General features: G+C 44.8%; 24 protein-coding genes. 2 read left to right on the top strand and 22 right to left on the bottom strand.

Annotated elements, in window-relative coordinates:
* Positions 1 to 117: 117 nt before the first annotated feature.
* Positions 118 to 2,004, bottom strand: coding sequence for a sucrose-specific PTS transporter subunit IIBC (locus ACUW6H_RS06775; protein WP_454363299.1), 1,887 nt, complete (start codon positions 2,002 to 2,004; stop codon positions 118 to 120).
* A 377-nt stretch (positions 2,005 to 2,381) separates the two neighbouring features.
* Here ACUW6H_RS06775 and ACUW6H_RS06770 point away from each other — a divergent pair, with 377 nt between their 5' ends.
* Together ACUW6H_RS06770 and ACUW6H_RS06765 are read left to right on the top strand one after the other, a co-directional pair.
* Positions 2,382 to 3,836: a sucrose-6-phosphate hydrolase gene (locus ACUW6H_RS06770; RefSeq protein ID WP_454363297.1), complete on the top strand. Its 1,455-nt coding sequence runs from the start codon at positions 2,382 to 2,384 to the stop codon at positions 3,834 to 3,836.
* A complete protein-coding gene (locus tag ACUW6H_RS06765; RefSeq protein WP_454363295.1) occupies positions 3,817 to 4,782 on the top strand; it encodes a LacI family DNA-binding transcriptional regulator in 966 nt (321 codons plus the stop codon). The genes ACUW6H_RS06770 and ACUW6H_RS06765 overlap by 20 nt, the downstream gene beginning before the upstream one ends.
* Positions 4,783 to 4,817: 35 nt before the next feature.
* Here the strand turns inward: ACUW6H_RS06765 and ACUW6H_RS06760 are convergent, their stop codons facing one another.
* The 21 genes from ACUW6H_RS06760 to ACUW6H_RS06660 form a co-directional block, all read right to left on the bottom strand.
* A complete protein-coding gene (locus tag ACUW6H_RS06760) occupies positions 4,818 to 6,092 on the bottom strand; it encodes a hydroxymethylglutaryl-CoA reductase, degradative (RefSeq protein WP_454363293.1) in 1,275 nt (424 codons plus the stop codon).
* Positions 6,092 to 7,264, bottom strand: a complete 1,173-nt coding sequence (locus ACUW6H_RS06755; RefSeq protein WP_454363373.1) for a hydroxymethylglutaryl-CoA synthase — start codon at positions 7,262 to 7,264, stop codon at positions 6,092 to 6,094. Before ACUW6H_RS06755 ends, ACUW6H_RS06760 begins: the two co-directional genes overlap by 1 nt.
* Positions 7,265 to 7,382: 118 nt before the next feature.
* On the bottom strand, positions 7,383 to 7,838 hold the full coding sequence (locus ACUW6H_RS06750) for a threonine/serine exporter family protein (protein ID WP_000176905.1): 456 nt from the start codon (positions 7,836 to 7,838) through the stop codon (positions 7,383 to 7,385).
* Position 7,839: 1 nt separating this feature from the next.
* A complete protein-coding gene (locus tag ACUW6H_RS06745; RefSeq protein WP_000344541.1) occupies positions 7,840 to 8,598 on the bottom strand; it encodes a threonine/serine exporter family protein in 759 nt (252 codons plus the stop codon).
* A gap of 87 nt (positions 8,599 to 8,685) precedes the next feature.
* Positions 8,686 to 10,599, bottom strand: a complete 1,914-nt coding sequence (gene pknB / locus ACUW6H_RS06740) for a Stk1 family PASTA domain-containing Ser/Thr kinase (RefSeq protein ID WP_454363291.1) — start codon at positions 10,597 to 10,599, stop codon at positions 8,686 to 8,688.
* Positions 10,596 to 11,336 carry a Stp1/IreP family PP2C-type Ser/Thr phosphatase gene (locus tag ACUW6H_RS06735; protein WP_096408142.1) on the bottom strand — a complete coding sequence of 247 codons (741 nt, stop codon included), beginning with the start codon at positions 11,334 to 11,336 and terminating at the stop codon, positions 10,596 to 10,598. The genes pknB and ACUW6H_RS06735 overlap by 4 nt, the downstream gene beginning before the upstream one ends.
* A 15-nt stretch (positions 11,337 to 11,351) precedes the next feature.
* Positions 11,352 to 12,665 carry a 16S rRNA (cytosine(967)-C(5))-methyltransferase RsmB gene (rsmB, locus tag ACUW6H_RS06730; RefSeq protein WP_454363288.1) on the bottom strand — a complete coding sequence of 438 codons (1,314 nt, stop codon included), beginning with the start codon at positions 12,663 to 12,665 and terminating at the stop codon, positions 11,352 to 11,354.
* The gene (gene fmt / locus ACUW6H_RS06725; RefSeq protein ID WP_096408147.1) at positions 12,658 to 13,593 is read right to left on the bottom strand and encodes a methionyl-tRNA formyltransferase; all 936 of its coding nucleotides are present in this window, start codon (positions 13,591 to 13,593) and stop codon (positions 12,658 to 12,660) included. The genes rsmB and fmt overlap by 8 nt, the downstream gene beginning before the upstream one ends.
* Before the next feature lie 12 nt (positions 13,594 to 13,605).
* Complete coding sequence (locus ACUW6H_RS06720) at positions 13,606 to 16,002, bottom strand: primosomal protein N' (protein WP_454363286.1); 2,397 nt, start codon at positions 16,000 to 16,002, stop codon at positions 13,606 to 13,608.
* A 65-nt stretch (positions 16,003 to 16,067) separates the two neighbouring features.
* The gene (gene rpoZ, locus ACUW6H_RS06715; RefSeq protein ID WP_096408152.1) at positions 16,068 to 16,382 is read right to left on the bottom strand and encodes a DNA-directed RNA polymerase subunit omega; all 315 of its coding nucleotides are present in this window, start codon (positions 16,380 to 16,382) and stop codon (positions 16,068 to 16,070) included.
* 24 nt (positions 16,383 to 16,406) lie between these two features.
* Complete coding sequence (gene gmk / locus ACUW6H_RS06710; RefSeq protein ID WP_000775041.1) at positions 16,407 to 17,033, bottom strand: guanylate kinase; 627 nt, start codon at positions 17,031 to 17,033, stop codon at positions 16,407 to 16,409.
* A gap of 134 nt (positions 17,034 to 17,167) precedes the next feature.
* Positions 17,168 to 18,781, bottom strand: coding sequence for a ribonuclease Y (locus tag ACUW6H_RS06705; RefSeq protein ID WP_033606008.1), 1,614 nt, complete (start codon positions 18,779 to 18,781; stop codon positions 17,168 to 17,170).
* Between the two features lie 203 nt (positions 18,782 to 18,984).
* Positions 18,985 to 20,082: a nucleotidyltransferase gene (locus ACUW6H_RS06700; RefSeq protein ID WP_096408155.1), complete on the bottom strand. Its 1,098-nt coding sequence runs from the start codon at positions 20,080 to 20,082 to the stop codon at positions 18,985 to 18,987.
* Between the two features lie 9 nt (positions 20,083 to 20,091).
* The gene (locus ACUW6H_RS06695; protein ID WP_331712111.1) at positions 20,092 to 20,832 is read right to left on the bottom strand and encodes a class I SAM-dependent DNA methyltransferase; all 741 of its coding nucleotides are present in this window, start codon (positions 20,830 to 20,832) and stop codon (positions 20,092 to 20,094) included.
* Positions 20,833 to 21,010: 178 nt separating this feature from the next.
* The gene (rsfS, locus tag ACUW6H_RS06690) at positions 21,011 to 21,364 is read right to left on the bottom strand and encodes a ribosome silencing factor (protein WP_084856928.1); all 354 of its coding nucleotides are present in this window, start codon (positions 21,362 to 21,364) and stop codon (positions 21,011 to 21,013) included.
* Positions 21,365 to 21,958: a bis(5'-nucleosyl)-tetraphosphatase (symmetrical) YqeK gene (yqeK, locus tag ACUW6H_RS06685; RefSeq protein WP_096408158.1), complete on the bottom strand. Its 594-nt coding sequence runs from the start codon at positions 21,956 to 21,958 to the stop codon at positions 21,365 to 21,367.
* Complete coding sequence (locus ACUW6H_RS06680; protein WP_000963695.1) at positions 21,958 to 22,587, bottom strand: nicotinate-nucleotide adenylyltransferase; 630 nt, start codon at positions 22,585 to 22,587, stop codon at positions 21,958 to 21,960. Before ACUW6H_RS06680 ends, yqeK begins: the two co-directional genes overlap by 1 nt.
* Positions 22,588 to 22,638: 51 nt before the next feature.
* A complete protein-coding gene (gene yhbY / locus ACUW6H_RS06675) occupies positions 22,639 to 22,950 on the bottom strand; it encodes a ribosome assembly RNA-binding protein YhbY (RefSeq protein ID WP_000060169.1) in 312 nt (103 codons plus the stop codon).
* Between the two features lie 214 nt (positions 22,951 to 23,164).
* Complete coding sequence (yqeH, locus tag ACUW6H_RS06670; RefSeq protein ID WP_000391186.1) at positions 23,165 to 24,271, bottom strand: ribosome biogenesis GTPase YqeH; 1,107 nt, start codon at positions 24,269 to 24,271, stop codon at positions 23,165 to 23,167.
* Between the two features lie 2 nt (positions 24,272 to 24,273).
* Positions 24,274 to 24,801 (bottom strand): YqeG family HAD IIIA-type phosphatase, encoded by a 528-nt coding sequence (locus ACUW6H_RS06665; protein ID WP_006153778.1) that lies wholly within the window; start codon positions 24,799 to 24,801, stop codon positions 24,274 to 24,276.
* A gap of 14 nt (positions 24,802 to 24,815) precedes the next feature.
* The gene (locus tag ACUW6H_RS06660) at positions 24,816 to 25,724 is read right to left on the bottom strand and encodes a magnesium transporter CorA family protein (protein ID WP_049536684.1); all 909 of its coding nucleotides are present in this window, start codon (positions 25,722 to 25,724) and stop codon (positions 24,816 to 24,818) included.
* Between the last annotated feature and the right edge of the window lie 19 nt (positions 25,725 to 25,743).

Genomic DNA, 25,743 nt, shown 5'->3' with positions numbered 1-25,743 from the left:
TGAAAGTCTAGATTTCTCTATATTTTAGATTTTCCTCTGTAAATCTTACCATTCAAGCAAAAACGAACAAACCTGACATTTGTTCGTTTTGTTTTTAGATATGATTTTCGAAGAGGACTAGGCTTTCACTTCGATGATCGCGTCACCCTTGACAACAGAACCGCTTGCGACTGGTGTCACAGAAGCGTAGTCTGCTGTGTTGGTTACGATAACCATTGTTGTGTCGTCAAGACCTGCGGCAGCGATTTTGTTTGAGTCAAATGTTCCGAGAACGTCACCTGCTTTGACCTTGTCGCCTTGAGCAACCTTTTGATCAAAGCCTTCACCGTTCATAGTCACCGTATCGATCCCAACGTGGATCAAAACTTCAGCACCATCAGTTGTTTTCAAACCAAAAGCGTGTCCTGTTGGAAAGGCAATTGAAACTTCAGCATCAGCTGGTGCATATACCACACCTTGACTTGGTTTCACAGCGATACCTTGTCCCATAGCTCCACTTGAGAAGACTGGGTCATTCACATCAGCAAGCGCTACGACATCACCAACGATAGGAGTTTGGATTGTCTCGTTTTGAGGAGCTGCTGGAATGTTTCCAGTTGTTTCTTCTTGAACAAAGCGCTCTGTCGCCACTTCAGAAGCAGCTTCTGCTTCATCCTCGTAACCGAACATGTAGGTAAGGGCAAAACCAAGTACAAATGATACACCTACCATGAGAAGGTATTGGAACAATTGGCCATTCCCAACGTACAACATTGTACCAGGGATGATGGTGATACCATTACCAGTACCAGCAAGTCCAAGGATAGAAGCCAATCCACCACCGATAGCACCAGCTATCAATGAAAGGAAGAATGGTTTACGGAAGCGCAAGTTTACCCCGAAGATGGCAGGCTCTGTAATACCGAGGAAGGCAGAAAGAGCAGCTGGGAAAGCAAGTGTTTTCAGTTTAGGATTTTTCGTTTTGACACCAACGGCAACTGTCGCAGCACCTTGAGCTGTCATCGCTGCAGTGATGATGGCGTTGAATGGATTTACGTGGTCAGCAGCAAGCAATTGCACTTCAAGCAAGTTGAAGATGTGGTGCACACCTGATACGACGATCAATTGGTGAACCCCACCGATAACCAAACCGCCAAGACCAAATGGCAAGGCAAGAATCGCTTTTGTTCCGAGAAGGATGTAGTTTTCAACCACGTGGAAGACTGGTCCGATGACAAAGAGTCCAAGAATAGACATAACCAAAAGTGTCACGAATGGAGTCACCAAGAGGTCCAAGACATCTGGAACCACTTTGCGGAGAGCTTTCTCAAACTTGGCTCCGACTACCCCGATAATGAAGGCTGGAAGAACGGAACCTTGCAAACCAACAACAGGAATGAAGCCAAAGAAGTTCATAGCTGTTACTTCACCACCTGATGCTACTGCCCAAGCGTTTGGAAGCGAACCAGAAACCAGCATCATACCAAGGACGATACCAACAGCTGGATTTCCACCGAATACGCGGAAGGTTGACCACACAACTAAACCTGGCAAAATGATGAAAGCTGTATCTGTGAGGATTTCTGAGTAAATCTTCACATCATCTGGAAGTGTCATTCCGAGAGCGTTCAAGAGACCACGAACACCCATGAAGAGACCTGTCGCTACGATAACTGGGATGATTGGCACGAAGACGTCACCGAAAGTACGGATGGCACGTTGGAACCAGTTTCCTTGTTTCGCAGCTTCTGCTTTCATATCTTCTTTAGAAGATGTTGGCAAACCAAGGGCAACCACTTCATCGTACATCTTGTTTACTGTACCAGTCCCAAAGATGATTTGGTATTGGCCTGAGTTAAAGAAAGCTCCTTGAACTTTATCCAAGTTCTCAATCACTTCCTTCTTGATTTTCCCTTCATCTTTGACCATGACACGTAGACGAGTCGCACAGTGGGCTACACTGTTGACATTTTCACGTCCACCAAGGGCTTCGATGACCTTTTTTGCAATATCCTGATTGTTCATTTGCAAAAATCTCCTTATAAAATTTTGTAAAGTGTTTGAAAGCGATTTTATTCGCCCTACGACTATTATTTTATCATGTTTCCAAAATATGTCAAGCGTTTTGCAGAAATTTTTATTTTTCTCCTCTTCTTTATATTCCTTTATGATAGATTTTGACTGAGTTCTTCTATTTACTCATAAAAATATCTTGTTATTAGAGGGTTCAAAGCTTTTATTTTCCAATCTCTTTCATTTTTTCGTGAAAATTTGCCAGATTCCCTTTACTTGTTTTATGGCAATCGTTTCACATATTTTTCTATTATTTAACATAAAAGACTTGCTTTTTTGGTCGAAAACGTTTACTATTAAGATAGTAGAACTTTCGGAGGAATGATATAATGGAATGGACAACAGAGCGTCGCTACAGACGCTACGAGGATTGGACAGATGATGAAGTCAAGGAAATCAAGGAAAATATGGCACAATCTCCTTGGCACACTCATTACCATGTTGAGCCAAAAACAGGACTTCTCAACGACCCAAATGGCTTTTCTTATTTTGATGGCAAATGGATTCTCTTTTACCAGAACTTTCCTTTTGGAGCAGCTCATGGCTTGAAGTCTTGGGTGCAGCTTGAAAGTGATGATTTGGTGCACTTTTCAGAAACTAATGTCAAAGTCTTGCCTGATACAAAACTCGATAGTCACGGTGCCTACTCTGGTTCTGCCATGCAGTTTGGCGATAACTTGTTCCTATTTTATACAGGAAATGTCCGTGATGAAAACTGGATCCGTCACCCTTACCAGATTGGTGCTTTGATGGATAAGGATGGCAAGATCACTAAGATTGATAAGGTCTTGATTGACCAACCAGCAGACTCTACTGACCACTTCCGTGACCCACAAATTTTTAACTTTAAAGGTCAATATTATGCCATCGTCGGTGGACAGGACTTGGAGAAAAAAGGCTTCGTCCGTCTCTACAAGGCTGTGAACAATGACTACACAAACTGGCAGGCCGTTGATGACCTTGACTTTGCTAACGATCGCACTGCCTACATGATGGAATGCCCAAATCTGGTCTTTGTAGGGGAGCAACCTGTCCTTCTCTACTGCCCACAGGGATTGGATAAAAAAGTTCTAGACTACGATAATATCTTTCCAAATATGTACAAAATCGGGGTTTCCTTTGATCCTGAAAATGCCAAAATGGTAGATGTGTCACCCCTTCACAACCTAGACTATGGTTTCGAAGCCTATGCGACTCAAGCCTTTAACGCTCCAGACGGACGTGCATTGTCTGTCAGCTGGCTTGGGCTACCAGATATAGCCTACCCATCTGATCGTTTTGACCACCAAGGAACTTTCTCCTTGGTCAAGGAACTCACTATTAAAGATGGCAAACTCTATCAATACCCTGTCGCAGCTATCAAAGAACTTCGTGCCTCTGAGGAACCCTTTTCAAATCGTGCTCAAACCAATAACACCTATGAACTGGAGCTCAACTTGGAGGCCAATAGCCAGAGCGAGATTGTCTTACTTGCTGATAAAGAAGGCAAGGGACTTTCAATCAACTTTGACCTTGTAAATGGTCAAGTTACAGTAGACCGTAGCCAGGCTGGAGAACAGTATGCCCAAGAATTTGGCACCACTCGTTCTTGCCCAATCGGCAATCAAACTACTACTGCTAACATCTTCATCGACAATTCTGTCTTTGAAATTTTTATCAATAAAGGAGAAAAAGTATTTTCTGGTCGCGTCTTTCCGCATGCCGATCAAAACGGTATCCTGATCAAGTCTGGAAAGCCAACCGGAACTTATTATGAATTAGATTATGGTCGCAAAACTAACTGATGTCGCCAAACTTGCAGGCGTCAGCCCCACTACCGTCTCACGGGTTATCAATAAAAAAGGCTATCTGTCTGAAAAAACCATTCTCAAGGTCAATGAAGCCATGAGAGAATTGGGCTATAAGCCCAACAATTTAGCTCGTAGCCTCCAAGGAAAATCAGCTAAGTTAATCGGCTTGATTTTTCCAAATATTTCCAATGTTTTCTACGCAGAATTGATTGGTAAGTTGGAACACCAACTCTTCAAAAATGGCTACAAGACCATCATCTGTAACAGCGAGCACGACTCTGAGAAGGAACGAGAGTACATTGAAATGCTGGAGGCCAATCAGGTCGATGGTATCATTTCTGGAAGTCACAACTTGGGAATCGAAGACTACAATCGTGTGACAGCCCCAATCATTTCCTTTGACCGAAACTTGTCTCCTGACATTCCTGTTGTCTCCTCTGACAACTACGGTGGCGGTGTTCTCGCTGCCCAAACCTTGGTCAAGACAGGTGCCCAGTCTATCATCATGATTACAGGAAATGACAATTCCAACTCGCCTACTGGACTGCGTCATGCTGGCTTTGCTTCTGTTCTCCCAAAAGCTCCTATTATCAATGTTTCGAGTGACTTTTCTCCCGTTAGAAAGGAAATGGAAATCAAGAACATCTTGACTCATCAGAAACCAGATGCTATCTTTGCTTCAGATGATCTGACAGCCATTTTGATTATCAAAATTGCTCAGGAACTGGGAATCTCTGTTCCTGAAGAGCTCAAAGTCATCGGCTATGACGGGACTTACTTTATTGAGAACTATTACCCTCAACTCGCGACCATCAAGCAACCCTTGGAAGAGATTGCCCACCTCACTGTTGATCTCCTCTTGCAGAAGATTGAAGGCAAGGAGGTCGCGACAACTGGTTACTTCTTACCAGTCACCCTATTACCAGGAAAAAGTATTTAAGCACAAGAAAACTCAGACGAATTCGTCTGAGTTTTTTATGATCGTAAATTTTCCAGATAGCGCTGGGCTGTCTCTAAGTTAAAGGTTTTATCTGCGATGAGGCGCTCAACCAGGGGAGCAACCTCGGACTCACTAGCACCAGCTAGGAGAGCTAGGGATTTGGCCTGCAATTTCATGTGGCCCTGCTGGATGCCCGTACTCACCAAGGCTTTGAGGGCCGCAAAGTTTTGTGCAAGACCGATGGACACGATAATCTGAGCTAATTCTTTAGCAGAAGGATTTCCCAGTAGTTCGTGACTAAGAGCTACACGGGGATTGAGACCGATAGAGCCACCCTTGGTCGCTACAGGCATAGGTAGGGTCATCTCACCGACCAATTCTTCTCTTTCCATGTCCAGCGTCCATTGACTAAGACCTCGATAGCGTCCATCTCGACTGGCAAAGGCATGAGCCCCAGCTTCGATAGCACGCCAGTCATTACCCGTGGCGATTAAAATGGCATCGATACCATTAAAAATCCCTTTATTATGAGTAGCTGCTCGGTAAGGATCTGCCTGCGCAAACTGGCTAGCCAAAGCTATTTTCTCTGCTATTTCTCTGGCTTCATCCTTTTGTCGGCTCAAGTAGCGAAAGGCAATACGACAGCTTGCTGTCACTAGAGAATCTGTCGCGTAATTGGACAGGATTCCCATGAGACTCTGCCCCTGACTGAGTTCTTCTAAGACTGGCTTCAAGGCTTCCAGCATGGTATTGAGCATATTGGCTCCCATGGCTTCCTGGGTATCGACATGGAGATAAACAACGAGAAAGTCTGTTTCACCTTTGATCTGTTCTACATGCAAATCACGCGCCCCTCCACCGCGTTTAACGATAGAAGGATAAGCTTGATTGGCAAGTTCCAAGAGCTCCGCTTTCTTACTGGCAATCTTCGCTTGCGCTTGTTCAGGATCAGCAACTTGATAAAGGGCTACCTGACCAATCATCTGGCGCTGATGAACCTGAGCAGTAAAGCCACCTGACCGCTTAATGATTTTACTAGCATAGCTAGCCGCAGCAACCACTGACGGCTCTTCTGTGACATAAGGAACTGTATAATCCTGACCATTCACCAAAAGTTCTGGAATGATCGAATAAGGCAGAGAAAAAGTTCCTACCACATTCTCACTCAGCTGGTCTGCAACTGCCAAGCTGACTTGTTCATCCTGCTCGAGACTCGTTTGCTTTTCAGGACTAAGGAGCGCCTGAGCTCGCAACAACTCAAGGCGCTCATGGTATGATTTTTTAGAAAATCCATTCCAACTTATCTTCATTATTTTTCAACCTTGTTATAACGGCGTTGGTGGTCGACAATCTCCACCAAGGCATAGTCTTGATGTTCATAAGCTGCAAATTGGGCTGAACCAGATTCATCCAACTGCACCTCTTCGAAGAAGACTTTTTCATAGTCTACAACGGATAGGACTGTACGTTGCTGGAGTTTGCTCAAGCGCTCTTTGTCGAGATAAGCTTCATAGCCTTCGACCAATTCACCACTAAAGAACTCTGAAACAGCTCCACTTCCGTAACTGTAGAGGGCAATTTTATCGCCAGCCTTCAAAGTCTCTGCATTTTCTAAAAGGGAGAGGAGGCCGAGGAAGAGGGAACCTGTATAGATATTCCCAATCATCTGACTGTAGAGAATGGATTTGTCAAAGTTTTCTTGCAAACTATCCTGTTTTTCCTGAGATAGAGTCTTGTCCATCATCTTGCGCAAGCCTTTTAGGGCCAGCTTAGGATAAGGCAAGTGGAAACAGATGGCCGCAAAGTCACCCATGGTCCAATCGTAGCGCTTCTTGTATTCATCCCAAGTCGTCATGAGACTGTCAAGATATTGCTGGGTTGAATAGACACCATTGACATAAGGAGTCGTTGAATAGTTTGGACGCCAGAAATCCATGATGTCACGAGTTTGAGCAACATTATCATTGTTAAAGGCCATAATACGCGGATTTTGCGTAATTAGCATGGCCACACTTCCAGCGCCCTGAGTTGGCTCACCCGGAGTCGCCACACCATACTTGGCAATATCACTAGCGATGACCAAGACCTTGGATTCTGGAGAATTTTCCACATGCAACTTGGCATAATGGAGAGCAGCTGTTGCTCCGTAACAAGCTTCTTTGATTTCAAAACTGCGAGCGAACGGCTGGATACCTAATAGACCGTGAACAAAGACCGCCGCTGCCTTACTCTGGTCAATCCCTGACTCAGTCGCCACGATGACCATATCGATTTCTTCTTTTTCTTTGTCTGTTAAAATAGAGTTGCTTGCACTAGCTGCCAAGGTAACAATGTCCTCAGTCAATGGCGCAATACTAATTTCATTTAACAAGAGTCCCTTGCTAAATTTTTCGGGGTCAACTCCCCTCGCTTCTGCTAGGTCTTGTAATTTCAAGACATATTGACTGGTCGCAAAACCAATCTTATCAATACCGATTGTCATATTTACCTCTGTTTTTTCATTCATTGTAAAAAATCGTTTCATTCTATTTTATCACAAATAGGGGCAAAAGAGAGAAAAAAGACTTGATTCACCAAATCAAGCCTTTGCTTTTACTGCATTAGGAAGAGATTCCTCGTTGTTTTCGGATGTAGTAATAAAGCTTTAGAATTACCGTTCCACTTGCCATTCCAATAGAAATAACAAGGGCTAACATAACTACCAAAGTCGCGCTGGCAAGGGCATGGCTGTAATCGCCTGTCACAAAGAAGGCTGTCGTCCGATAGGATAAATAACCTGGCACCAAGGGGGCAAGAATAGCCAAGACAAATACCACCGCTGGTGTCTTATAGACAATACTTAAAATCTGGCTGATGCAAGAGCCAATTACTGCTGCGATAAAGGTTGCAACGATGACATTGGTTGGTTCTTTGAGAACGAGATAGAGGAGCCAAACGCCCATTCCCAGAATACCACCAGGAAGGAGCATGGAGCGTTGGACATTTAGTACGATTAAAAAGGTGATAATGGCGAGTAAACTCGCCACTGCTTGGAGTAAAATACTTGTTAGAGTCATCTTATGTCATCAAAACCAGGGCGACTGAGGTGCCAGCCCCTAAAGCGAGGGTAATGAGCAAAGATTCAAACATCTTGCTCATACCAGAGTTGATATGGTTGGTCATGATATCCCGAACCGCATTTGTCAGAGCGATCCCTGGAACAAAGGGCATGACTGCTCCTGCTATGATCAGGTCTGCCGTCGAAGGAAATCCAGTGTAGCGGGCCCAGAACTGGGCAATCAAGCCAAAAACAAAGGCTCCCGCAAAGGCTGTTACAAAAGGAATGCGGACAAACTTCTCTACATAGAGAGAGAAGGCAAATCCAAATAAGGTCGCAATAGCCGCACCAAAAGCGTCATAGACATTGCCCCCAAACATAATCGAGAAGAAAGGGGCACTGAGGGTCGCTGCTACGGTCACTTGGAACTTGCTATAAGGAAGGGCTTGATTGCCGATTTCTTTCAGCTTTTTAAAGGCTGTCGAGAGATCAATCTGCCCTCCGACAAGCTCCCGTGATACTTGGTTGACATCACAGACTTTTTCAATGTTATAAGAGGATGAGGTTACCCGTTTCATCCGAGAAATATTGGTATTTTCGATAGAAAAGAAAATAGCTGCGGGCATGGCAAGTACATTGCAATCCATAATCCCTTGTGAATGGGCAATACGAATCATAGTATCCTCAACCCGATGAATCTCCGAACCACTTTTCAAGAGAATGGTTCCAGCTAACATAATGACATCAATGACGGCATTCAACTCTCTCGATTCGTCCATTTTCTCCTCCTTTTTTCTACTCCCTATATTTTATCACAAAATCTTGTTAAAAAAAATCTTTGTCATGATTTCATGACAAAGATTCGTTTAATCTCGAGAACTTTCGCGGTTTCCTTCATTGTTTGGTTGATTCGTTGGAGGATTATTACCTTGTTGATTACCTTGTTGGTTCCCTTGTTGGTTCCCTTGATTTGGTGTTGTTGTAGAACCCTGGTTCCCTCGTTGAGCAGGGTTAGAGGATGAAGTTGACGGTGGTGTTTTCGGTTTGTAAATCGAAATCTTGATACGCGTTCTAGCAAGGTCAACCTTTTCACCAGCTTTTGGTGTTTGATCTACAACCGTACCCTCTGCTGTTCCTTCAGGAGCAGTCGATACTTCAATAACCTCAATATTAGCCTCTTTTACTCCGACAATCTGAGTCAGATTATTCTTAGTAAATTCGAGACTTGAGCCGATGTAGCTAGGCATGCTGACACTGGTCACCTTCTTAGCAACTGTTAAGGTAATCGTAGTGGCTTTTGAAAGGTCATAAGTCGAACCTGAAGCAGGGGTTTGTCTGAGGATAGTTCCTGGTTCGCTTTCGCTGGATTCTTCCTCTTCCATCTTGATTAGATTTTCTGGTACCTTTTTCTCCTTGAGTTCAGCTACAACTTCTGTATACTTGCGTCCGACGTAATTGCTCAATTGGAAGGATTGCTTGCCAGAAGAAACAATCAAATTGACCTTGGTTCCTTCTTTTCGGCCACTACCAGCTTCTGGATCCGTTCGAATAACACGTCCTTCTGCTACTGTATCGCTGGCCTCTGACTTTTCTTCACCAGCTTCAAACTTGGATTTTTTAAGAGCTTCCTTAGCCTCTGCAACGGTTTGTCCAGCTACGTTAGGAATAGCAATCGTTGCTGGTGTCCTTGACAAAATCCAGACCAAAGAGGCTGCAACCAATAGAAGACTAGCCAAAAGAATCATATAGCGAGCCTTAAACTTCCGTTTCTTGGCTGGTTTTGGCGCTGGAGCCGGCTCTGCCACTGGTTGAGTTGGTTTCTTTGGCTGAGGGCGTTCTTCTTGCGCCGGAGCTTTAGGAATCGATGTCAGTGTACTTTGTGGAACTTTAGGTAAAGTCTTAGTGTCTGCCTTACTCGCATCGTCAAAGACCAGCTTCGGTTCATTCCGACGATTATAAGACAAGCTAGTTGACAAGTCCACATACATTTCTGAAACAGACTGATAACGGTCTGACAACTTCTTAGCAGTTGCCTTGATGACAACATTTTCTAAAGCCTGAGGGACAGATGGATTTTCAGCAATGACGGACGGAAGAGGCTTCTGGAAATGCTGGAGAGCAATCGTAACTGCACTATCCCCATCATAAGGGATATGTCCCGTCAGCATTTCATAGAAGATGATCCCCATTGCATAGATATCACTCTGGAAAGTCGCTTTAGAACCACGCGCTTGCTCAGGTGACAAATAATGAACGGAACCCAGCATCGAGTTTGTCTGAGTCAGACTGGTCTCCGCAAAGGCTACTGCAATCCCAAAGTCCGTGACCTTGGCTGTGCCGTCTGGTGTCAAGAGGATATTTTGAGGTTTCAAATCGCGGTGAACAATGCCTCGAGTATGGGCTAAGCGCATGGCCAAGAGGATTTGTCCCATGATTCGAACCGCTTCTTCATTTGAAAGAGGATGGTGTTCTTTAATATAACGCTTGAGGTCAAGCCCTGCTACGTACTCCATAGCTAGGTACTGTTGACCTTCTTCCTCACCAATATCTGTTATCCGAACGATATGAGGATGGTCCAGATCTGCCATAGCCCTCGCTTCACGCTGGAAACGTGCTACAGCAATCGGGTCTGTCTGGTAGTTGGTCCTCAGGACCTTGACCGCCACTTCTTCCCCGTCTAGGATCAAATCCTTGGCCAGGTAAACATCTGCCATGCCCCCTCGACCAATCTGCTTGACAATCCGATACCGCCCGGCAAAAATCTTGCCGATTTGGATCATTCTGCTGCCTCCTCGTTCATGTAAACAAGGGCAACCGTAATGTTGTCTAAACCTCCTGCATTGTTAGCGAAGCGAATGAGGGTTGCCGCCTTGTCTGCTAGGGAAATATCACTGGTTACGATATCATAAATCTCGCTCGCCGAAATCATATTGGTCAAACCATCACTGTTGAGCAGGAGATAATCTCCTGACTCCAGTGTAATCATTCCAAAATCTGGTTGAATCTCATCTTTTTGTCCGATGGACTGAGTGATGATATTTTTTTGGGGATGCGCTTCAGCTTCTTCTGGAGTCAACTGGCCAGCCTTGAGCAATTCATTGACCAAGGAATGGTCACTGGTCAACTGGTGGTACTCTTCTCCACGAATCAAACCGATACGAGAATCTCCAATATGAGCATAGATAGCTTGGTTGTCAATAATAGCCATAGCTTCTAGCGTAGTTCCCATACCTTTGTAGTCTTCGTCCTGACCTAGTTGATGAATTTTTTGATTTTCAATCTCTAGGTAGTGGGCAAACCACTCACGAACTTCATTGACTGAGTCGATTTGGGTATCCACCCAAGCCACGCCTAGGTCTGTTACCGCCATTTCACTAGCGATATTTCCTGCACGGTGCCCTCCCATCCCGTCAGCCAAGAGGATCATAGTGCGTCCTGCTCGGTTGACAAAGTGATTGACATAGTCTTGGTTATTTGTTCGTTTCTGACCAACATCTGTTAATAATGCTATTTCCATTGTGTCAGTTCCTTCCTAATCTGATATCTTACGAAATTGGCTAATGAAGAATCCATCACTTCCATACAATTCTGGAGTAATCAGGATACAGCCATCTTTCAGGATATCTTTACATTCGTGTTCTAGTTTAACCTGCTCGAACTCGGGATGACTTTCTAAAAACGCCTCAACGACTTGAAAGTTCTCCTCAGAGACAATAGTACAGGTACTATACGTTATTATACCACCTTTTCGTAGTGTTTGACAAACACTACCTAATATTTCCAGCTGAATTTCCTGTAAGGACGTGAAATCTGCTGTTTCTTTATTGTATTTGATGTCTGGTTTGCGACGCAAGAGGCCGATCCCAGAACAAGGGGCATCTACTAAAATCTTATCAAAAGAGTCTTTTTCAAAAAACTCATGTACTTTTCTGGCATCCAATTTTTGCGTTTGCACTCGATCTGCCACACCCAGACGTTGGGCGTTTTCTTGGATCAAGTCCAACTTGTGATCATAAAGATCCAAAGCCGTCACCTTACCAGATGTGAGGAAAGAAGCCATATGGGCTGTTTTCCCACCCGGAGCTGCACAGGCATCTAGGACCTGCTCATGGCCTTGCAGATCAAGAGTGGGAGCAACCAATTGACTGGACTCGTCTTGGATGGTAATAGCACCCTCTGAAAACAAATCATGTCCCGCAAAGTGTCCCTGCTCCTTGACCAAACCAGAAGCAGCCAAAGGTGAATCACTCGCCTCTAACACGGCTTTGATTTCCTCCTTTCGACTCAAGTCGGTCACTCGGATGCTGGCTTTGTTGCGCACCAAGAGGCTTTCAAAGATGGCTTGGGCTCGCTCTTCGCCGTATTCTTCCTTAAGTTTAGACACGAGCCAAACTGGGATAGAATAGGCAATGGAATCACGCTTATTTTTGCGTTTGATGCTGTCAATATCTGGCCAGCCTTCTCGCAAAATACGACGAAGGACGGCGTTGACCAATTTTTCACTGCCTTTTTTACGGGCTTTGGCTAGCTCTACCGCTTCATTGACTACAGCGTGATTAGGAATCTTATCCAGATACCGAAGTTGGTAGGTACTCATGAGAAGAAGAACATAGAGCCAGTTATCTAGCTTGTCTCGATCTTGGATAAAGTGGGACAGGTACCATTCTAAGGTGAGTTTGCGGGCTACCGTTCCGTAGACAATCTCAGTCACCAAACCCTTGTCTGCTGCTGAAAGTTGACTGCCCTTGAGGTGTTTATTTAAGGCAATATTTGAATATGCTTGGTTGACAAAAACATCCTCTAACACTGCTAGAGCTAGATTTCTAGCCGTTTCTACTTTAGTCACCAAATCGTTCTCCTACAGTCAATGTCCGTCCAACTCCGTTGAGGAAGGAAGCAATGTCCATCTTAGGCTTACCTGCTGGCTGGACTTGCTTGAGAGACAGAGCTCCTTCAGCCGTTGCGACGATCAAGTCCTTCTTGCCAATTGAGAGGATCTCACCTGGATTTCCCTGACCTTCTACTGGTAGGGCTTCATAAATCTTAAAGCGGTCACCCTTGAGAAAAGTGTGGGCAACAGGCCATGGGTTCATCCCTCTGATTTGGTTGAAGAGTTGGCGATTGGTTTTAGTCCAATCAAGTTTCTCTTCTTCTGGCTTAATATTTGGCGAGAAAGTGACTTGACTAGAATCTTGTGGTTCAGGTTGTATTTCTCCTGCTAGGTAGCCAGGTAGTGTATCCAAGAGTAAATCACGGCCAACGATTGCCAATTTCTCAAACAAGGTGCCGACATTGTCCTCATCTGTGATGGGAATACTGCGACGGGAAATCATATCACCTGCGTCCATCTCCTTGACCATTTCCATGATAGTCACACCAGCTTCCTCATCCCCTTGAATCAAGGCATAATGAATGGGGGCGCCACCACGGTGTTTGGGAAGAAGGGAGGCGTGAACATTGACCGCAAAGTCCATGCTATCAAGGAGTTTGCTTGGGAGAAACTGCCCAAAAGCAGCGGTCACAATCCCATCCGCTCCTAAATTCATAATAGCTTCCAGCTCTAAGCTTCCAGATAATTTTTCAGGTTGGTAGATAGGAAGATTTGCTTCTTTGGCAGCCTGCTTGACTGGGGTTTCTTGGATTACTTTTTTACGGCCGACAGCACGGTCTGGCTGGGTTACAACAGCTAGAATCTCGTAACGATCATCTGATAACAACCCCTTCAAAACTGTCGCTGAAAAATCGGGAGTTCCCATAAAGATTAGTTTTGTCATTTCTTCTCCTTCTTATAAAAATTGCTGCGGTTCGTGGTCAATGCTGAGACGAAGCTTGCTATTTTCCCGTTCTTGAGTCAAGGCCAAGACCTGGTTGAGGGTTGGTCCCAGCTCATCTTCTAAACGGTATTTAATCAAAATCTGGTAATGGTAAAGGTTGTGGGTGCGAGCAATGGGTTTTGGTGTCGGTCCAAGGATTTTACTAGTTTCCGATAAACCTGAGCGCAAAATTCCCATGACTTCATAGGCACGTTTGACAACCTCTTCTTCTTTCTTGTGAGAGAGGGTAATCCCAATAGTGAAATAATAAGGCGGATAGCCGAGTTGGCGCCTGATACTCATTTCATAGGCGTAAAAGCCTTCGTAGTCTTGGTCTTTGGCAAATCGAATGGCATAGTGATCAGGATTGTAAGACTGGATCAAGACCTGCCCAGCTTTTTCCGCACGACCTGCCCGACCAGCCACCTGAGTTAAGAGTTGGAAGGTTCTCTCGGAAGAACGAAAATCAGGCAGATTCAAGGCCGTATCCGCATTGAGCACTCCTACTAGGGTTACATTTGGAAAATCCAAGCCCTTGGCAATCATCTGCGTTCCCAGCAAGATGTCTGCTTCCCCTCGGCCAAACTGGTCAAGAAGAGCTTGGTGACTCCCCTTCCTGCGGGTCGTATCCACATCCATCCGCAGAATGCGAGCCTGAGGAAAGAGCTCTGCTAGCTCATCATAGGCTTTCTGAGTCCCCGTCCCATAGTAACGAATACTGCGGCTCTGACAGTTGGGACAGACATGAGGAATTCCCTTCGAAAAGCCACAGTAATGGCAGTTCATGGTCTTGGTATCCATGTGGAGAGTCAGAGAAATATCACAGTTGGGACAGCTATCTACCGTTCCACACTCCCGACACATAACAAAGCTAGAATAACCCCGACGGTTGAGCATGAGGACTACCTGTTCTTTTTTATCCAAACGGTCTTGGATGGCCTCTAGCAAAGGAGGCGTAAAGTTTGATGTCTCATTCTGCCCGATATAGTCACGAAAGTCAATCAATTGAACCTCAGGAATAGTGGCTAAAGGATTGGCCCGTTGGGTTAGACGTAAGTGTTGATAGACACCTTTTCCAGCACGCGCACGGCTCTCTAAGCTCGGTGTCGCTGAACCAAGGACCAGGGCTGCTTTATTGTACTGGGCCCGTAAGATGGCGACCTCTCTGGCATGATAACGGGGATTGCTGTCTTGTTTGTAACTAGCTTCATGCTCTTCATCGATAATGATGACACCCAGATTTTTTATAGGTGCAAAGATGGCCGATCTGGCTCCAACCACAACTTGAGCATCTCCACGCTCGACCTTGCGCCATTCATCGTACTTTTCACCATTGGAAAGGCCTGAGTGGAGGATAGCTACTTTCTCGCCAAAACGAGCAATGAAACGTTCCGTCATCTGTGGCGTCAGGGAAATCTCAGGCACCAGCAAAATGGCTGTCTTGCCCTTGTCCAAGGCTCCTTGGATGATCTGCAAGTAAACCTCTGTCTTCCCACTTCCTGTAATCCCTTGAAGGAGGAAAGGAGGTTGCTGACTGCCAATAGCACTGATAACCGCATCGCGAGCTTGTCTTTGCTCTGGGTTCAGCTCCAAAGGTCTACTTGCTTCAATACCTTCGAAATAAGCAGCTGAACGTTGCACTTCCTTGTGGACTAGGGTTAGAGCACCTTGCTCCACAAAAAAGTTGACTTGCTCCCTCGAATAAGACTCTAACAAGCTAGCCAGAGGGGCACTTTCAGGATGAGCTAGCAAATAGTCTCTCAGCTCTGCCTTTTTCTTAGCACGCGCAGAAATCTCAATCTGCTCTAATCGAGTAGCATCAACCTCATACCAAGACTGGGTCTTGACCTTCTTCTGATCGACTGCCTGATACTCTAAGCGGAGCAGACCTTTTCTCGTCAAACGCATCATTTCTGCCTGCTTGGCCAAATCTAGAGATGAAAAGGCTAGCGAATCTTCTGAACCAAACAAGCGCTCTTTGTCTGCCTGGCTTAGGCCTTCTAAAGGATAGAGAATCTTATCATAACTGGAGTTTAAAAATCCCGGAAGCATGGCTTTTAGGATGGAGATTTTGTAAGAAAAGACAGACTTGCGTAACTCCTCAGCCAGCCAGAGTTGCTCCTGAGTCAAGACTGGAGAAAAGTCTAGGACTTCTGCAATCTCTTTCAAGTCCTGATCTGCAACTTCTTCATCCGACTGGGACTCCAAGGCCAACACAATCCCTTGGATTAAACGATTGCCCTTGCCGAAGGGTACATGGACCCGCATACCGACTTCCAGCATGTCTACAAATTCCTCAGGGACCTTGTAGCTATAGGGCTGGTCCGTCTGCATCAGGGGAACATCCACGATAATCTTTGCGATAGCCATCTTCTCACCTCCTTCTTGTCAGTACATTCTTGCAATAGAAAAAATAAGATTGAGTCCCCCCAACCTTAAATTTTTTCACCATCTTCTTTTTCTTTAGCAATTTGCTCTTTGATTTTCTTTTCTTCTTCTTCTTTGCGGCGTTTTTCTTCTTCGATACGGAGACGAACCGCTTCACGTTTTCCTTCTGGATCTGGGTGAATGGTTACATTTCCAGACTCGATTTCTTCCAAAGCACGAAGAGTTGATTTTTCAGATTTGAATTCTTGAGTTGCAGGTGCTCCAGCTTCTAATTCGTGGGCACGTTTTGCTAACAAGATTACGAGTGAATATTTTGATGGTACCTTGTCCAGCAAGGTATCGATAGAGGGTTTAAGCATCATTTGTTTGTACCTGTTTCCTATAGTTTATCGAGTAGTTGGAGATTTTGGCAACATTTCCTGATAGTGACCAATGACACGGTCCACACGGAAGTGTTCTGCTTCGATCACACGCTTGACACGTTCAGCAGCGAGGGGCACCTGATCGTTGACGATGGCATAATCATACTCACGCATGAGAGCAATTTCTTCCTTAGCTTTTTCGATTCGTTGGGCAATCACTTCAGCGCTATCTGTTCCACGACCTACCAAACGATCTTGTAATTCATCCAAATCTGGTGGTGTTAGAAAGATAAAGACAGCGTCTGGAACCTTTTTCTTAACCTGAAGGGCTCCTTGCACTTCAATCTCAAGAAAGACATCGATTCCCTTGTCCAAAGTTTCATTGACATAAGTCAGAGGAGTTCCATAATAGTTACCAACATATTCTGCATATTCCAACATCTGACCTTGACGGATCAACTCTTCAAATTCTTCACGAGTACGGAAGAAATAGTCCACTCCATCCACTTCACCAGGACGTTGCGCACGCGTCGTCATCGATACAGAGTATTGAAATTGATTCTCAGAACTCTCAAAAATCTCTCTTCTAACCGTTCCTTTCCCAACTCCTGAAGGACCAGAAAAAACGATTAGCAAGCCTCGGTCTGCCATTATGTCTCCTTTAGTTAGTCTGTGAAATAAAGTGAAATTTCTCTCGGATACTGATGATTGCGTCAGTTATCCTTCTACAGTCTTTCTATCTAGTGTAACAAAAAAGCAGTAATATTTCAACTGCTCTTTCTTATTTATTTAGCATAATCTACTGCACGAAGTTCGCGGATCACGGTTACCTTGATATTTCCTGGGTAATCGAGATTGTTTTCAATTTTCTCACGAACTTTGTGAGCCAAGATTGTGACTTTGTCGTCTTTGATTTGTCCTGGATTAACCATGATACGGATTTCACGTCCTGCTTGAAGGGCAAAGCTATTTTGCACCCCTTCAAAGCCATTAGCGATTTCTTCCAAATCATGGAGACGCTTGATATAGCTCTCAAGAGATTCACTACGAGCACCTGGACGCGCTGCACTCAAGGCATCTGCTGCAGCAACGATCACTGCAATGACACTTTCAGCTTCCACATCTCCGTGGTGGCTAGCAATGGTATTGACCACAACTGGGTGTTCCTTGTACTTACGAGCCAACTCCGTACCAATCTCAACGTGACTGCCTTCAACCTCGCGGTCAATAGCTTTCCCGATGTCATGAAGGAATCCAGCACGACGGGCAAGAGCCGCATTTTCACCAAGTTCACTCGCGATGATACCAGATAACTTAGCAACCTCAATCGAATGACGCAAGACATTTTGTCCATAAGAAGTACGGAACTGCAAGCGTCCCATGATCTTCATCAAGTCTGGATGGAGGTTTGGCGCACCAATCTCATAGGCAGCAGCCTCCCCATATTCACGGATTTTATTGTCAATCTCCTGACGGTTTTTCTCCACCAACTCCTCGATACGAGCTGGATGGATACGGCCATCCTTGAGCAACATTTCCATGGTCATACGAGCAATTTCACGACGAATCGGATCAAATCCTGACAAGGTCACCACTTCCGGTGTATCGTCGATAATCACATCGACCCCTGTCAAACTTTCAAAGGTACGAATATTGCGTCCTTCACGACCGATAATGCGTCCCTTCATGGTATCGTCTGGTAGGTGAACTGTCGAGTTTGTTGACTCTGCTACATACTCACCAGCGATACGTTGCATAGCCTGAACCAAGATATCTTTCGCAATCTTGTCTGAACGTTCCTTGACCTCTTGCTCTGCCTCACGAATGCGGCTAGCAATTTCCTTGGTCAAATTTTCCTCTGTCTGAGCCAAGATAATATCTCGAGCCTCAGTTTGGGAAAGGGAACCGATACGTTCAAGTTCAGCTTCTTTTTGTCTTTCGACTTCCTCTAATTGCTCTTCACGTGCATCAAGGTTTTTTGCTCTATCAGAAATACTTTGTTCTTTTTGTTCAAGTGTTTTTTCTTTGTTCGTCAAATTGTCGTCTTTGCGGTCAAGACTCGTTGCTCTCTCCGTCAAACGACTTTCGATTTGCTTGAGCTCCTGACGTTCTGACTTAAATTCAGCGTCCACTTCTTCACGGTATTTTCTGGCTTCCTCTTTGGCCTCCAATAGTGCTTCTTTTTTAAGAGACTTGCTTTCGCTCTTGGCTTCATTTAGCAATAAATCCGCTTCGCGCTCAGCTTGTCCTCGTAAATTAGTTGCTTCTTGTTCAGCATTTAGAAGCATCAACTCTGCAGCCTCTTGAGATGATTTCATCTTAGCTGAGATGCTGACATATCCAATGACTAAACCAATGATGACGGCAAAAACAGCAATCGCAAGTGTCATGATTTCCATGTTTTTACCTCATTAAATTTGTTTATCGAATGACATACATTCCTTAATATTCTATCACAAAAAACCGATTTTCACAAACCCAAATTGAAGAGTTTTGTGTGAATTTTAGGAGAAAGTTCTGAAATCACCAAACAAACTTTCTATCTCTTAAAAATGAGATTTTCATTAAAACATACAATAAAAAAGCCTACCTTTCAGTAGACTTAGTTTGTTTCTATTCTAATCGGGACTCTGCCGAAATTCTGCTCTACGATGCTTGGCTGTCCTAGTTGGTAAATCTGGTCTGCCTTTTGGGTCATGGCATCCCAAGGTTCTTTGCCAATTCGGCTGACTAGATGGACCTGCTCTTTCAGAGACTTGAGATGTTTTCTGCCTTTCTCGGTAAAGCCAAGGACATGGATGACTTCTGGCAAGTCGCTTTCTCTGGCCTGCACCAAGATATAGGTCAAGAGGCGTCTGACACGCGCCTTGGTATAACGCTTGGTCGCAACCGCCTCGACCAATTCGTCAACAGTCTGAGCTGTCTTTATGGCATCCTTGATGCGCACAGCCATTTCTTGATTGACCTGATAAATGGTGGTTAGGTCGGGATTTGACAAGATTTGATAGCGAAGCAAGGGAAAATGGTCATCCCAGCTCACCTTACAGGCGTGCTCAAAGAGGGTAACAGAGGGCATAAAGCGTTCTAAGAAATCTTGGTCTGATTGATGCTGGCGGAGGGCTGTCGCCGAGGCAAAGTCCACCTCCCTGTCCACAGAATGATAACCCGCTCCTTGACGCTGAATAGGATGCAGTTTGATGTTTCGCCCTGCTATCGCCTTGGCATAGGCAAGAGCAAGGACATGATTGGGCGTATTGCCTGAAAAATCTAGATCTGCAAATTCCTTCCACATGGCTTGGGTTTTCTGGGGATAAGATAGGGAATCAGGCAGATTTTCTATAAATTTCTCCATCTCACTACCTCGCTCTGTGTATAAGTCAGCAATTTTCTGGTAATCCAGAACTTCCTCTGTCCCAAAAGCTAGAGTATCAATCCCCAGCCGTGCCAAGATATCCACAGCTCCTTGACCGAAGAAATCAGCTGCCTGAACACTGACTAGAAAGGGCAATTCCACTACCAGATCCGCTCCATTTTCCAGTGCCATCTGAGCCCGTGTCCACTTGTCCACGATAGCAGGCTCCCCTCTCTGCATGAAGTTCCCTGACATGACAACGATTTTCAGTCCCTCCGCCTGCTCAAGCAGGTATTTGTGCCCATTATGAAAAGGATTGAACTCCGCGATAATACCTGTGATGGTCATGATGTTCTCCTACTTCTGCGCGACAAAAAACCAACGGGTAGTGGTTTCTGTAGGCTCTTTGTCCTCAAAGTCCGCATAGAGTTTGAAGGACTTAAATCCAGCCTGTTCCAGCAAAACATCATAGGTCAGGACCTCATAGGTCCGTTCCTCATGCACTTCATCATGGCGACTAAAAGAGCCGTCTGCTTCCTTGACGAAAAAGGTCAACTCATGCACGATAGAGTGAGGTGCTGCGTCCTCGTAGGTATCCCAGAGCATGGCAAAATCTTCTGCATTTTCATGGTAAGAATAGCCTGGAAAAATTTCATCTGTCTGGTAGGTCGAATGCACATCAAATATAAATACACCATCTTCGTTGAGGGCATTATATACTTCCTTAAAGACATCCCCTACTTCCACCTCATCCTGCATGTAGCAGATAGAGTCCGAATAACACGTGACAAAATCATATTTCCCTGCCTTGGACAAATCCAGCATGTTGCCTTCAATAAAATCAATCTTTTGCTTGGCTGAAGTCGCTCTCTTCTCCGCAATCTTCAACATATCAGCACTCAAATCAAGTCCAGTTACATCAAAACCAGCCTGAGAAAAGCGCACTGACTGGATACCTGTCCCACAAGCCAATTCCAAAAGCTTCTTTCTCTCCTTGGTCTTAGGCAAATGACGGAGGGAAAAATCCGTCCATTTATCGTATAAACTATCATCCATCACAGCATCGTAAACAGCCGCAAAAGTTTCATATGTCGCCATATTCATGATACCAAGTCCGCCCGTAATAGGAATGAAAATTAGGATCTTGGACTTAGGATCCTGATCCAAGCCAAAGCTATCTATTTTCCGACGATTACAGGACGGGTTCAAATCCTTTCTATCACTTTCCTTTTAAAATAAGCAAAGAAACCCAGTTGACTGCAACTGAGTTCATATCCTATGCTAAGGCTTCTGAAATATCTACAGAAGCCGCCTCATGCCAGAGTTTTTCAAGGTTATAGTGGGCACGCATTTCTTCTGAGAAGATATGCACGACGACACCACCGAGGTCTAGCAAGACCCAGCCTCCAGCTGCATCGCCTTCGACATGGCTGCCTTTAACACCAGCTTCGGCTACTTTTTCACGAATGTTATCAGCGATTGCGTCCAACTGACGGCTATTCATCGAGCTAGTGATAACAAAGTAGTCGGTCACACTGGTCAAATCTTGTACATCAAGTGCAAGGATATCCTCCGCACGTTTCTCATCAGCCGCTTTCACGACTAGTTCTAGTAATTCTTTTTCGTTCATTTAGTCTTCTTTCAAATAGTGCACATAGGCGTTATAGGTTTCAATGGTTTGGGGATAGATGGGGAATCCCTGATGAGCTAGATGCTCCACGGTACGAGCTGTTTCGTAGGCCACTGCCTTATTGAGTGACAAACTTGCAATCTCACGCGCCTGGTCCACTCCAGGGAAGGCACGATTGTGCTCGATGTAGTCTGCTACATAGATGACCTTGTCTAAGTCCGTCATCTGACCAGCCCCGACTGTATGGATTTCAATAGCTCGCAGGATTTCAGAGTTTTGCAAGTTCAAATCTTCCTTGATTTTGTAGATGCCGACCATGCCATGCCAGACATTATTGCCCCAGTTTTTGAGGTCAGGGTCTAGCTGGTAACGGTCAATCAAATCCAGAAATTCCTGATCTGACAACTTTTTAGCATAATCATGAAGAAGGCCTGCTAGACCAGCTTTCTCGGTATCGACTCCAAATCTCTCCGCTAGCTCTATAGCTGCACGCTCTACACCCAGACAATGGGTCAAACGTTTTTCAGGTAGAAGCTCTGCCATTCTTTCCAACAAAGCCTCTCGGGAGCAGTTGATATAGTCTTGATAGGCCATCAGTAGAGCCCCTCCTTCTCGATGTAGTCTAGCACTGGCTGAGGTAGGAGAAAGTTGGGTTTCCGACCTTGGGCAATGAAGTCACGTACCATGCTGGAGGAAATATCCATGAGAGGCACATCCACCCAGATGACTGGATAAGAAGTCCCTGCCTTGTAGCGTGGGCGCTGAACCCCCACAAACTGAACCATATCAACCAGTTCATCAATCCGATACCACTTGGGCAGGTAGTCCACCATATCAGCTCCGATAATAAAGTAATAATCCGTATCTGGATGTTGCTCTGTCAAAATCTTCATAGTGTCGTAGGTGTAGGAAATCCCCTTGCGCTCTAGCTCAATGGTTTCAATAGCTAGGCCTTCGATCCCCTCAATCGCCAATTCAAGCATCTTGAGACGGTGGTGTTCAGGGATGGTTTCTTTTTTGTCTACATGAGGTGGCTGATATTCAGGCATGAGTAGGACCTGGTCCAGTCCTAACTGTTGTCGTACTTGGTCCGCCACAACAAGATGGGCATGGTGAACAGGGTTAAAATTCCCCCCTAGAATCCCGACTTGTTTGCGCTTTTTCTCCTTGATTTCTGGCTCCAACTCTACCTTGGTAAAGGGAGTCAATAATTCGATTGCCATAGGCTCGTCTTCCTTTAATTCTCTGTAAAAACAGTTGTTTGGAGTAAGTGTTTAGATTTCTTTAACTTTCTTAGAAATCTTGCGATTTTCTTTCTTGCTGGATTGTTTAAACAAGATCAAGATGCGTCCGATTTTTTGGACAGTATCCACACCAATTTCTTCTTCCAAGATTTCAGCTACTTCATGGATGTTTTCATCTGTGTTTTGCAAGAGAGTAACCTTGATCAATTCACGTGCGTCAAGAGCTTGACGGACGCTGGTCTTGATTTGGTCGTTGAGACCATTTTTTCCAATTTGAATGATAGGTTTGAGGGTGTGTGCCTGGCTGTTGAGGAAGGCACGTTGTTTCGATGTTAATGACATAATTTCTTTAAAAGAGTTTCTTTTTATACTTTTCTAAAGTGGTGACGGACGTCAGCAAAGTCCTTCGGACTTTCATGACTAAAATTTGAGCCTAAGGTCTCAAATTTTCCGCAATTGGTACAATCACTTGTACCAACTGACACCACGGCGAAAAGTATTATCCATGGGGCTCGCAATGCTCGCCATAATAAAGACAACCCTTTCCTTTCTGTGTTTAAATAATGGCTTTTCGTGTGACAACTGCGACGCCTTCTGGTGCCCAGACAGCGACTTTTGCGCTTCCTGTTACACGGATCCAGCCTAGTCCTGAGATGACTAGGTCTGTTTTGTCCTTGATAGTAAATACATGCTGGACTAGTTTTGGAAAATCTTCTTTTTCCTTGCTATTTGGTGGTGTCAGAAGGGTTCCGAGGTGCTTGTCGTAGAAAGCACTAGCGCTTTCAAGCTTAGTACGATGCAATTTGAGTTCATTGTCAAAGAAGGCTGTAAAACCTTGCTTTTCTCCTGCAATGAAGTCAAATCGGCCCAAACCTCCTAAAAATAGAGTTTGCTCAGGGTTAAGCTGATAGGTTTTGGGCTTGATTTCCTTTTTAGGGCTGACATACTTGAGGTTTTTAGCTGTCAAGTAGTGGGCCATCTGGTGGCGGTGGATGATTCCCGGCGTATCGTAGATATAAGATCCGTCATCAAGTGGGATCTCAATCTTGTCCAAGGTTGTCCCAGGAAAGCGTGAAGTCGTGATGACATTTTGGTCACCCGTGATTTCTTGGATAATAGCGTTGATAAGGGTTGACTTTCCAACGTTAGTTACACCAACTACATAGACATCGCGTCCCTTACGATAATGCTCAATCTTATCAATGACTTCCTTAATGGCATGCTTGTTTTGGGCTGATGTCAGAACGACATCTACTGGACGAAGTCCTTCCTCGTGGGCACGTTCCATCAGCCATTGGCTAATCTTACCTGGTTTAACAGACTTAGGCAGGATATCTTTTTTATTTCCGACCAAGAGGACATCATTGCCTGATACAAAACGTGGCAAGCCTGGGATGACAGAGCCATTAAAGTCAAAGATATCAATGACATTGACCACCAAGGCATCACTGTCTCCCACCTCGTGCAAGAGTTTGAGGAAATCATCGTCCGTCAACTGGACATCTGTAATTTCATTGTAATGACGGAGACGGAAACAGCGTTGGCAATAGACTTCGCCTGTCTCCAACCCTTTTTCAAGTGCTGACTGGGGGGTGAAACCAAGACCAGCCTTGTCTGTCGTCTGAATGGTTGCTCCACAACCAATACAGAGAATTTCTTCCATAGTTAGATTCCTTTTTTATATGTAATCGGTCCGTACTTTTCAGTAATTTGCTTCATGACACGGCGCTCGCGAGCTCGGTTGATTTGCGTCTTGATAGAGTCATGTTGGACCAAGGGTTTGACTAAGATTGAGCGAATACCTGCACGATGAGCTGCTCGAATATCCGTCATGAGCTGGTCGCCGACCATAACCACTTCGTTTTTCTCATAGTGAAATTCCTTCATGGCACGGTCTATTCCAAAGGTGAAGGGTTTAAGAGCCCAATAAACGTAATCAATTCCAAATTTCTCAACTGCTCGTTGAACCCGTTTTTTGGTGTTATTTGAGACTACAATGATGCGAATGCCTGCATCCCGAAGGTCATGTAGCCACTGTTTCATCTCTGGTGTCCCATCAGGGTTGTTCCAAGCAATGAGGGTATTGTCCAAATCGACCAAAACAGCCTTGATCCCCTGCGCCTGCAGGCTTGGGACTGTCAGATCATAGACTGCTTCCACAGCAAAATCTGGCATATAGTTTTCAATTGCCATTCTGGCTCCTTTTCTTAACTTTTTTTCGCAATTTTTCTCAAAATCAATGACAAGACCAACCATAAAACCGCACTAGCCAAGCTGATGTAGACCCAAGCATAGGGCTCGTCTGTGAAGGGGAGGGGAACATTCATCCCGAAGAAGCCCGTCACTACTGCCAAGACTGCTAGTAAAACTGAAATAATGGTCAAGGTTGTCAAGTTATCATTCAGGTTGTTGTTTAGGATATTGTTGTAAGATGCTGATAGTTGTTGCAGAACTTGAGAGATCAAATCGGTCATCGAAACCAACTGATGAGCCTCAATCATGGCATCATCAAACTGTTCTCTCTCAACTTCGTTAAATCTGCGATAAAGGGCATGTCCTTGGATATGTTCTAGCAACATGCGATTTTGCTTGGCAGCCGCTGTCAGATAGACCATACCAGTCTCCAAGTCGGAAAGGGCAAAGAGGTTTTTCTTGGTCGTTCGCTGACGCAAGAGGCCATTGACCTCATCCTTACTCTTATCCATCTGCTCGATGACAGGATAGTAGGCATTGCTGATGATTTCCAGACTAGCAAAGAGAAATTTGTAAATAGAAAGCATATCATGACTCTCTAAATAACGTGTCATCTGTTCAATCACATAGGCATTTTTCTTATTACTAATCGTAATCAAGCGCTGATGTTCAACGATAAAGGTCATGGGAAAGGCTTCATAGTATTCCTTGTCCTTTTTCAAATCCAATACATTGTAGATAAAGGTGACGGTTCCACTTTCGCGGTGGTAGTCCATGTGGGCACGCTCATTTCTATCCAGTGCGTATTCAATGGTTTCCTTGTCCAATCCATAGATTTCAGAGAGATCTTCTAGTTTTTTCAATTTTCCCAAATCTAGGTTAATCCAAGTGCATCCATTGCCCAACTGCTTTTCTACAAACATATTTTCTCCTTTACCAAAC

The sequence above is a fragment of the Streptococcus sp. 151470009-6 genome (genome assembly GCF_053628175.1).
This window is presented reverse-complemented; position numbering and strand designations above follow the sequence as displayed.

Coding starts and splice junctions, on each gene's coding strand:
- ACUW6H_RS06775 (WP_454363299.1), bottom strand. CDS start 2,004: ATGAACAATCAGGATATTGCAAAAAAGGTCATCGAAGCCCTTGGTGGA.
- ACUW6H_RS06770 (WP_454363297.1), top strand. CDS start 2,382: ATGGAATGGACAACAGAGCGTCGCTACAGACGCTACGAGGATTGGACA.
- ACUW6H_RS06765 (WP_454363295.1), top strand. CDS start 3,817: ATGGTCGCAAAACTAACTGATGTCGCCAAACTTGCAGGCGTCAGCCCC.
- ACUW6H_RS06760 (WP_454363293.1), bottom strand. CDS start 6,092: ATGAAGATAAGTTGGAATGGATTTTCTAAAAAATCATACCATGAGCGC.
- ACUW6H_RS06755 (WP_454363373.1), bottom strand. CDS start 7,264: ATGACAATCGGTATTGATAAGATTGGTTTTGCGACCAGTCAATATGTC.
- ACUW6H_RS06750 (WP_000176905.1), bottom strand. CDS start 7,838: ATGACTCTAACAAGTATTTTACTCCAAGCAGTGGCGAGTTTACTCGCC.
- ACUW6H_RS06745 (WP_000344541.1), bottom strand. CDS start 8,598: ATGGACGAATCGAGAGAGTTGAATGCCGTCATTGATGTCATTATGTTA.
- pknB (WP_454363291.1), bottom strand. CDS start 10,599: ATGATCCAAATCGGCAAGATTTTTGCCGGGCGGTATCGGATTGTCAAG.
- ACUW6H_RS06735 (WP_096408142.1), bottom strand. CDS start 11,336: ATGGAAATAGCATTATTAACAGATGTTGGTCAGAAACGAACAAATAAC.
- fmt (WP_096408147.1), bottom strand. CDS start 13,593: ATGACAAAACTAATCTTTATGGGAACTCCCGATTTTTCAGCGACAGTT.
- ACUW6H_RS06720 (WP_454363286.1), bottom strand. CDS start 16,002: ATGGCTATCGCAAAGATTATCGTGGATGTTCCCCTGATGCAGACGGAC.
- rpoZ (WP_096408152.1), bottom strand. CDS start 16,382: ATGATGCTTAAACCCTCTATCGATACCTTGCTGGACAAGGTACCATCA.
- gmk (WP_000775041.1), bottom strand. CDS start 17,033: ATGGCAGACCGAGGCTTGCTAATCGTTTTTTCTGGTCCTTCAGGAGTT.
- ACUW6H_RS06705 (WP_033606008.1), bottom strand. CDS start 18,781: ATGGAAATCATGACACTTGCGATTGCTGTTTTTGCCGTCATCATTGGT.
- ACUW6H_RS06700 (WP_096408155.1), bottom strand. CDS start 20,082: ATGACCATCACAGGTATTATCGCGGAGTTCAATCCTTTTCATAATGGG.
- ACUW6H_RS06695 (WP_331712111.1), bottom strand. CDS start 20,832: ATGGCGACATATGAAACTTTTGCGGCTGTTTACGATGCTGTGATGGAT.
- rsfS (WP_084856928.1), bottom strand. CDS start 21,364: ATGAACGAAAAAGAATTACTAGAACTAGTCGTGAAAGCGGCTGATGAG.
- yqeK (WP_096408158.1), bottom strand. CDS start 21,958: ATGGCCTATCAAGACTATATCAACTGCTCCCGAGAGGCTTTGTTGGAA.
- ACUW6H_RS06680 (WP_000963695.1), bottom strand. CDS start 22,587: ATGGCAATCGAATTATTGACTCCCTTTACCAAGGTAGAGTTGGAGCCA.
- yhbY (WP_000060169.1), bottom strand. CDS start 22,950: ATGTCATTAACATCGAAACAACGTGCCTTCCTCAACAGCCAGGCACAC.
- yqeH (WP_000391186.1), bottom strand. CDS start 24,271: ATGGAAGAAATTCTCTGTATTGGTTGTGGAGCAACCATTCAGACGACA.
- ACUW6H_RS06665 (WP_006153778.1), bottom strand. CDS start 24,801: ATGGCAATTGAAAACTATATGCCAGATTTTGCTGTGGAAGCAGTCTAT.
- ACUW6H_RS06660 (WP_049536684.1), bottom strand. CDS start 25,724: ATGTTTGTAGAAAAGCAGTTGGGCAATGGATGCACTTGGATTAACCTA.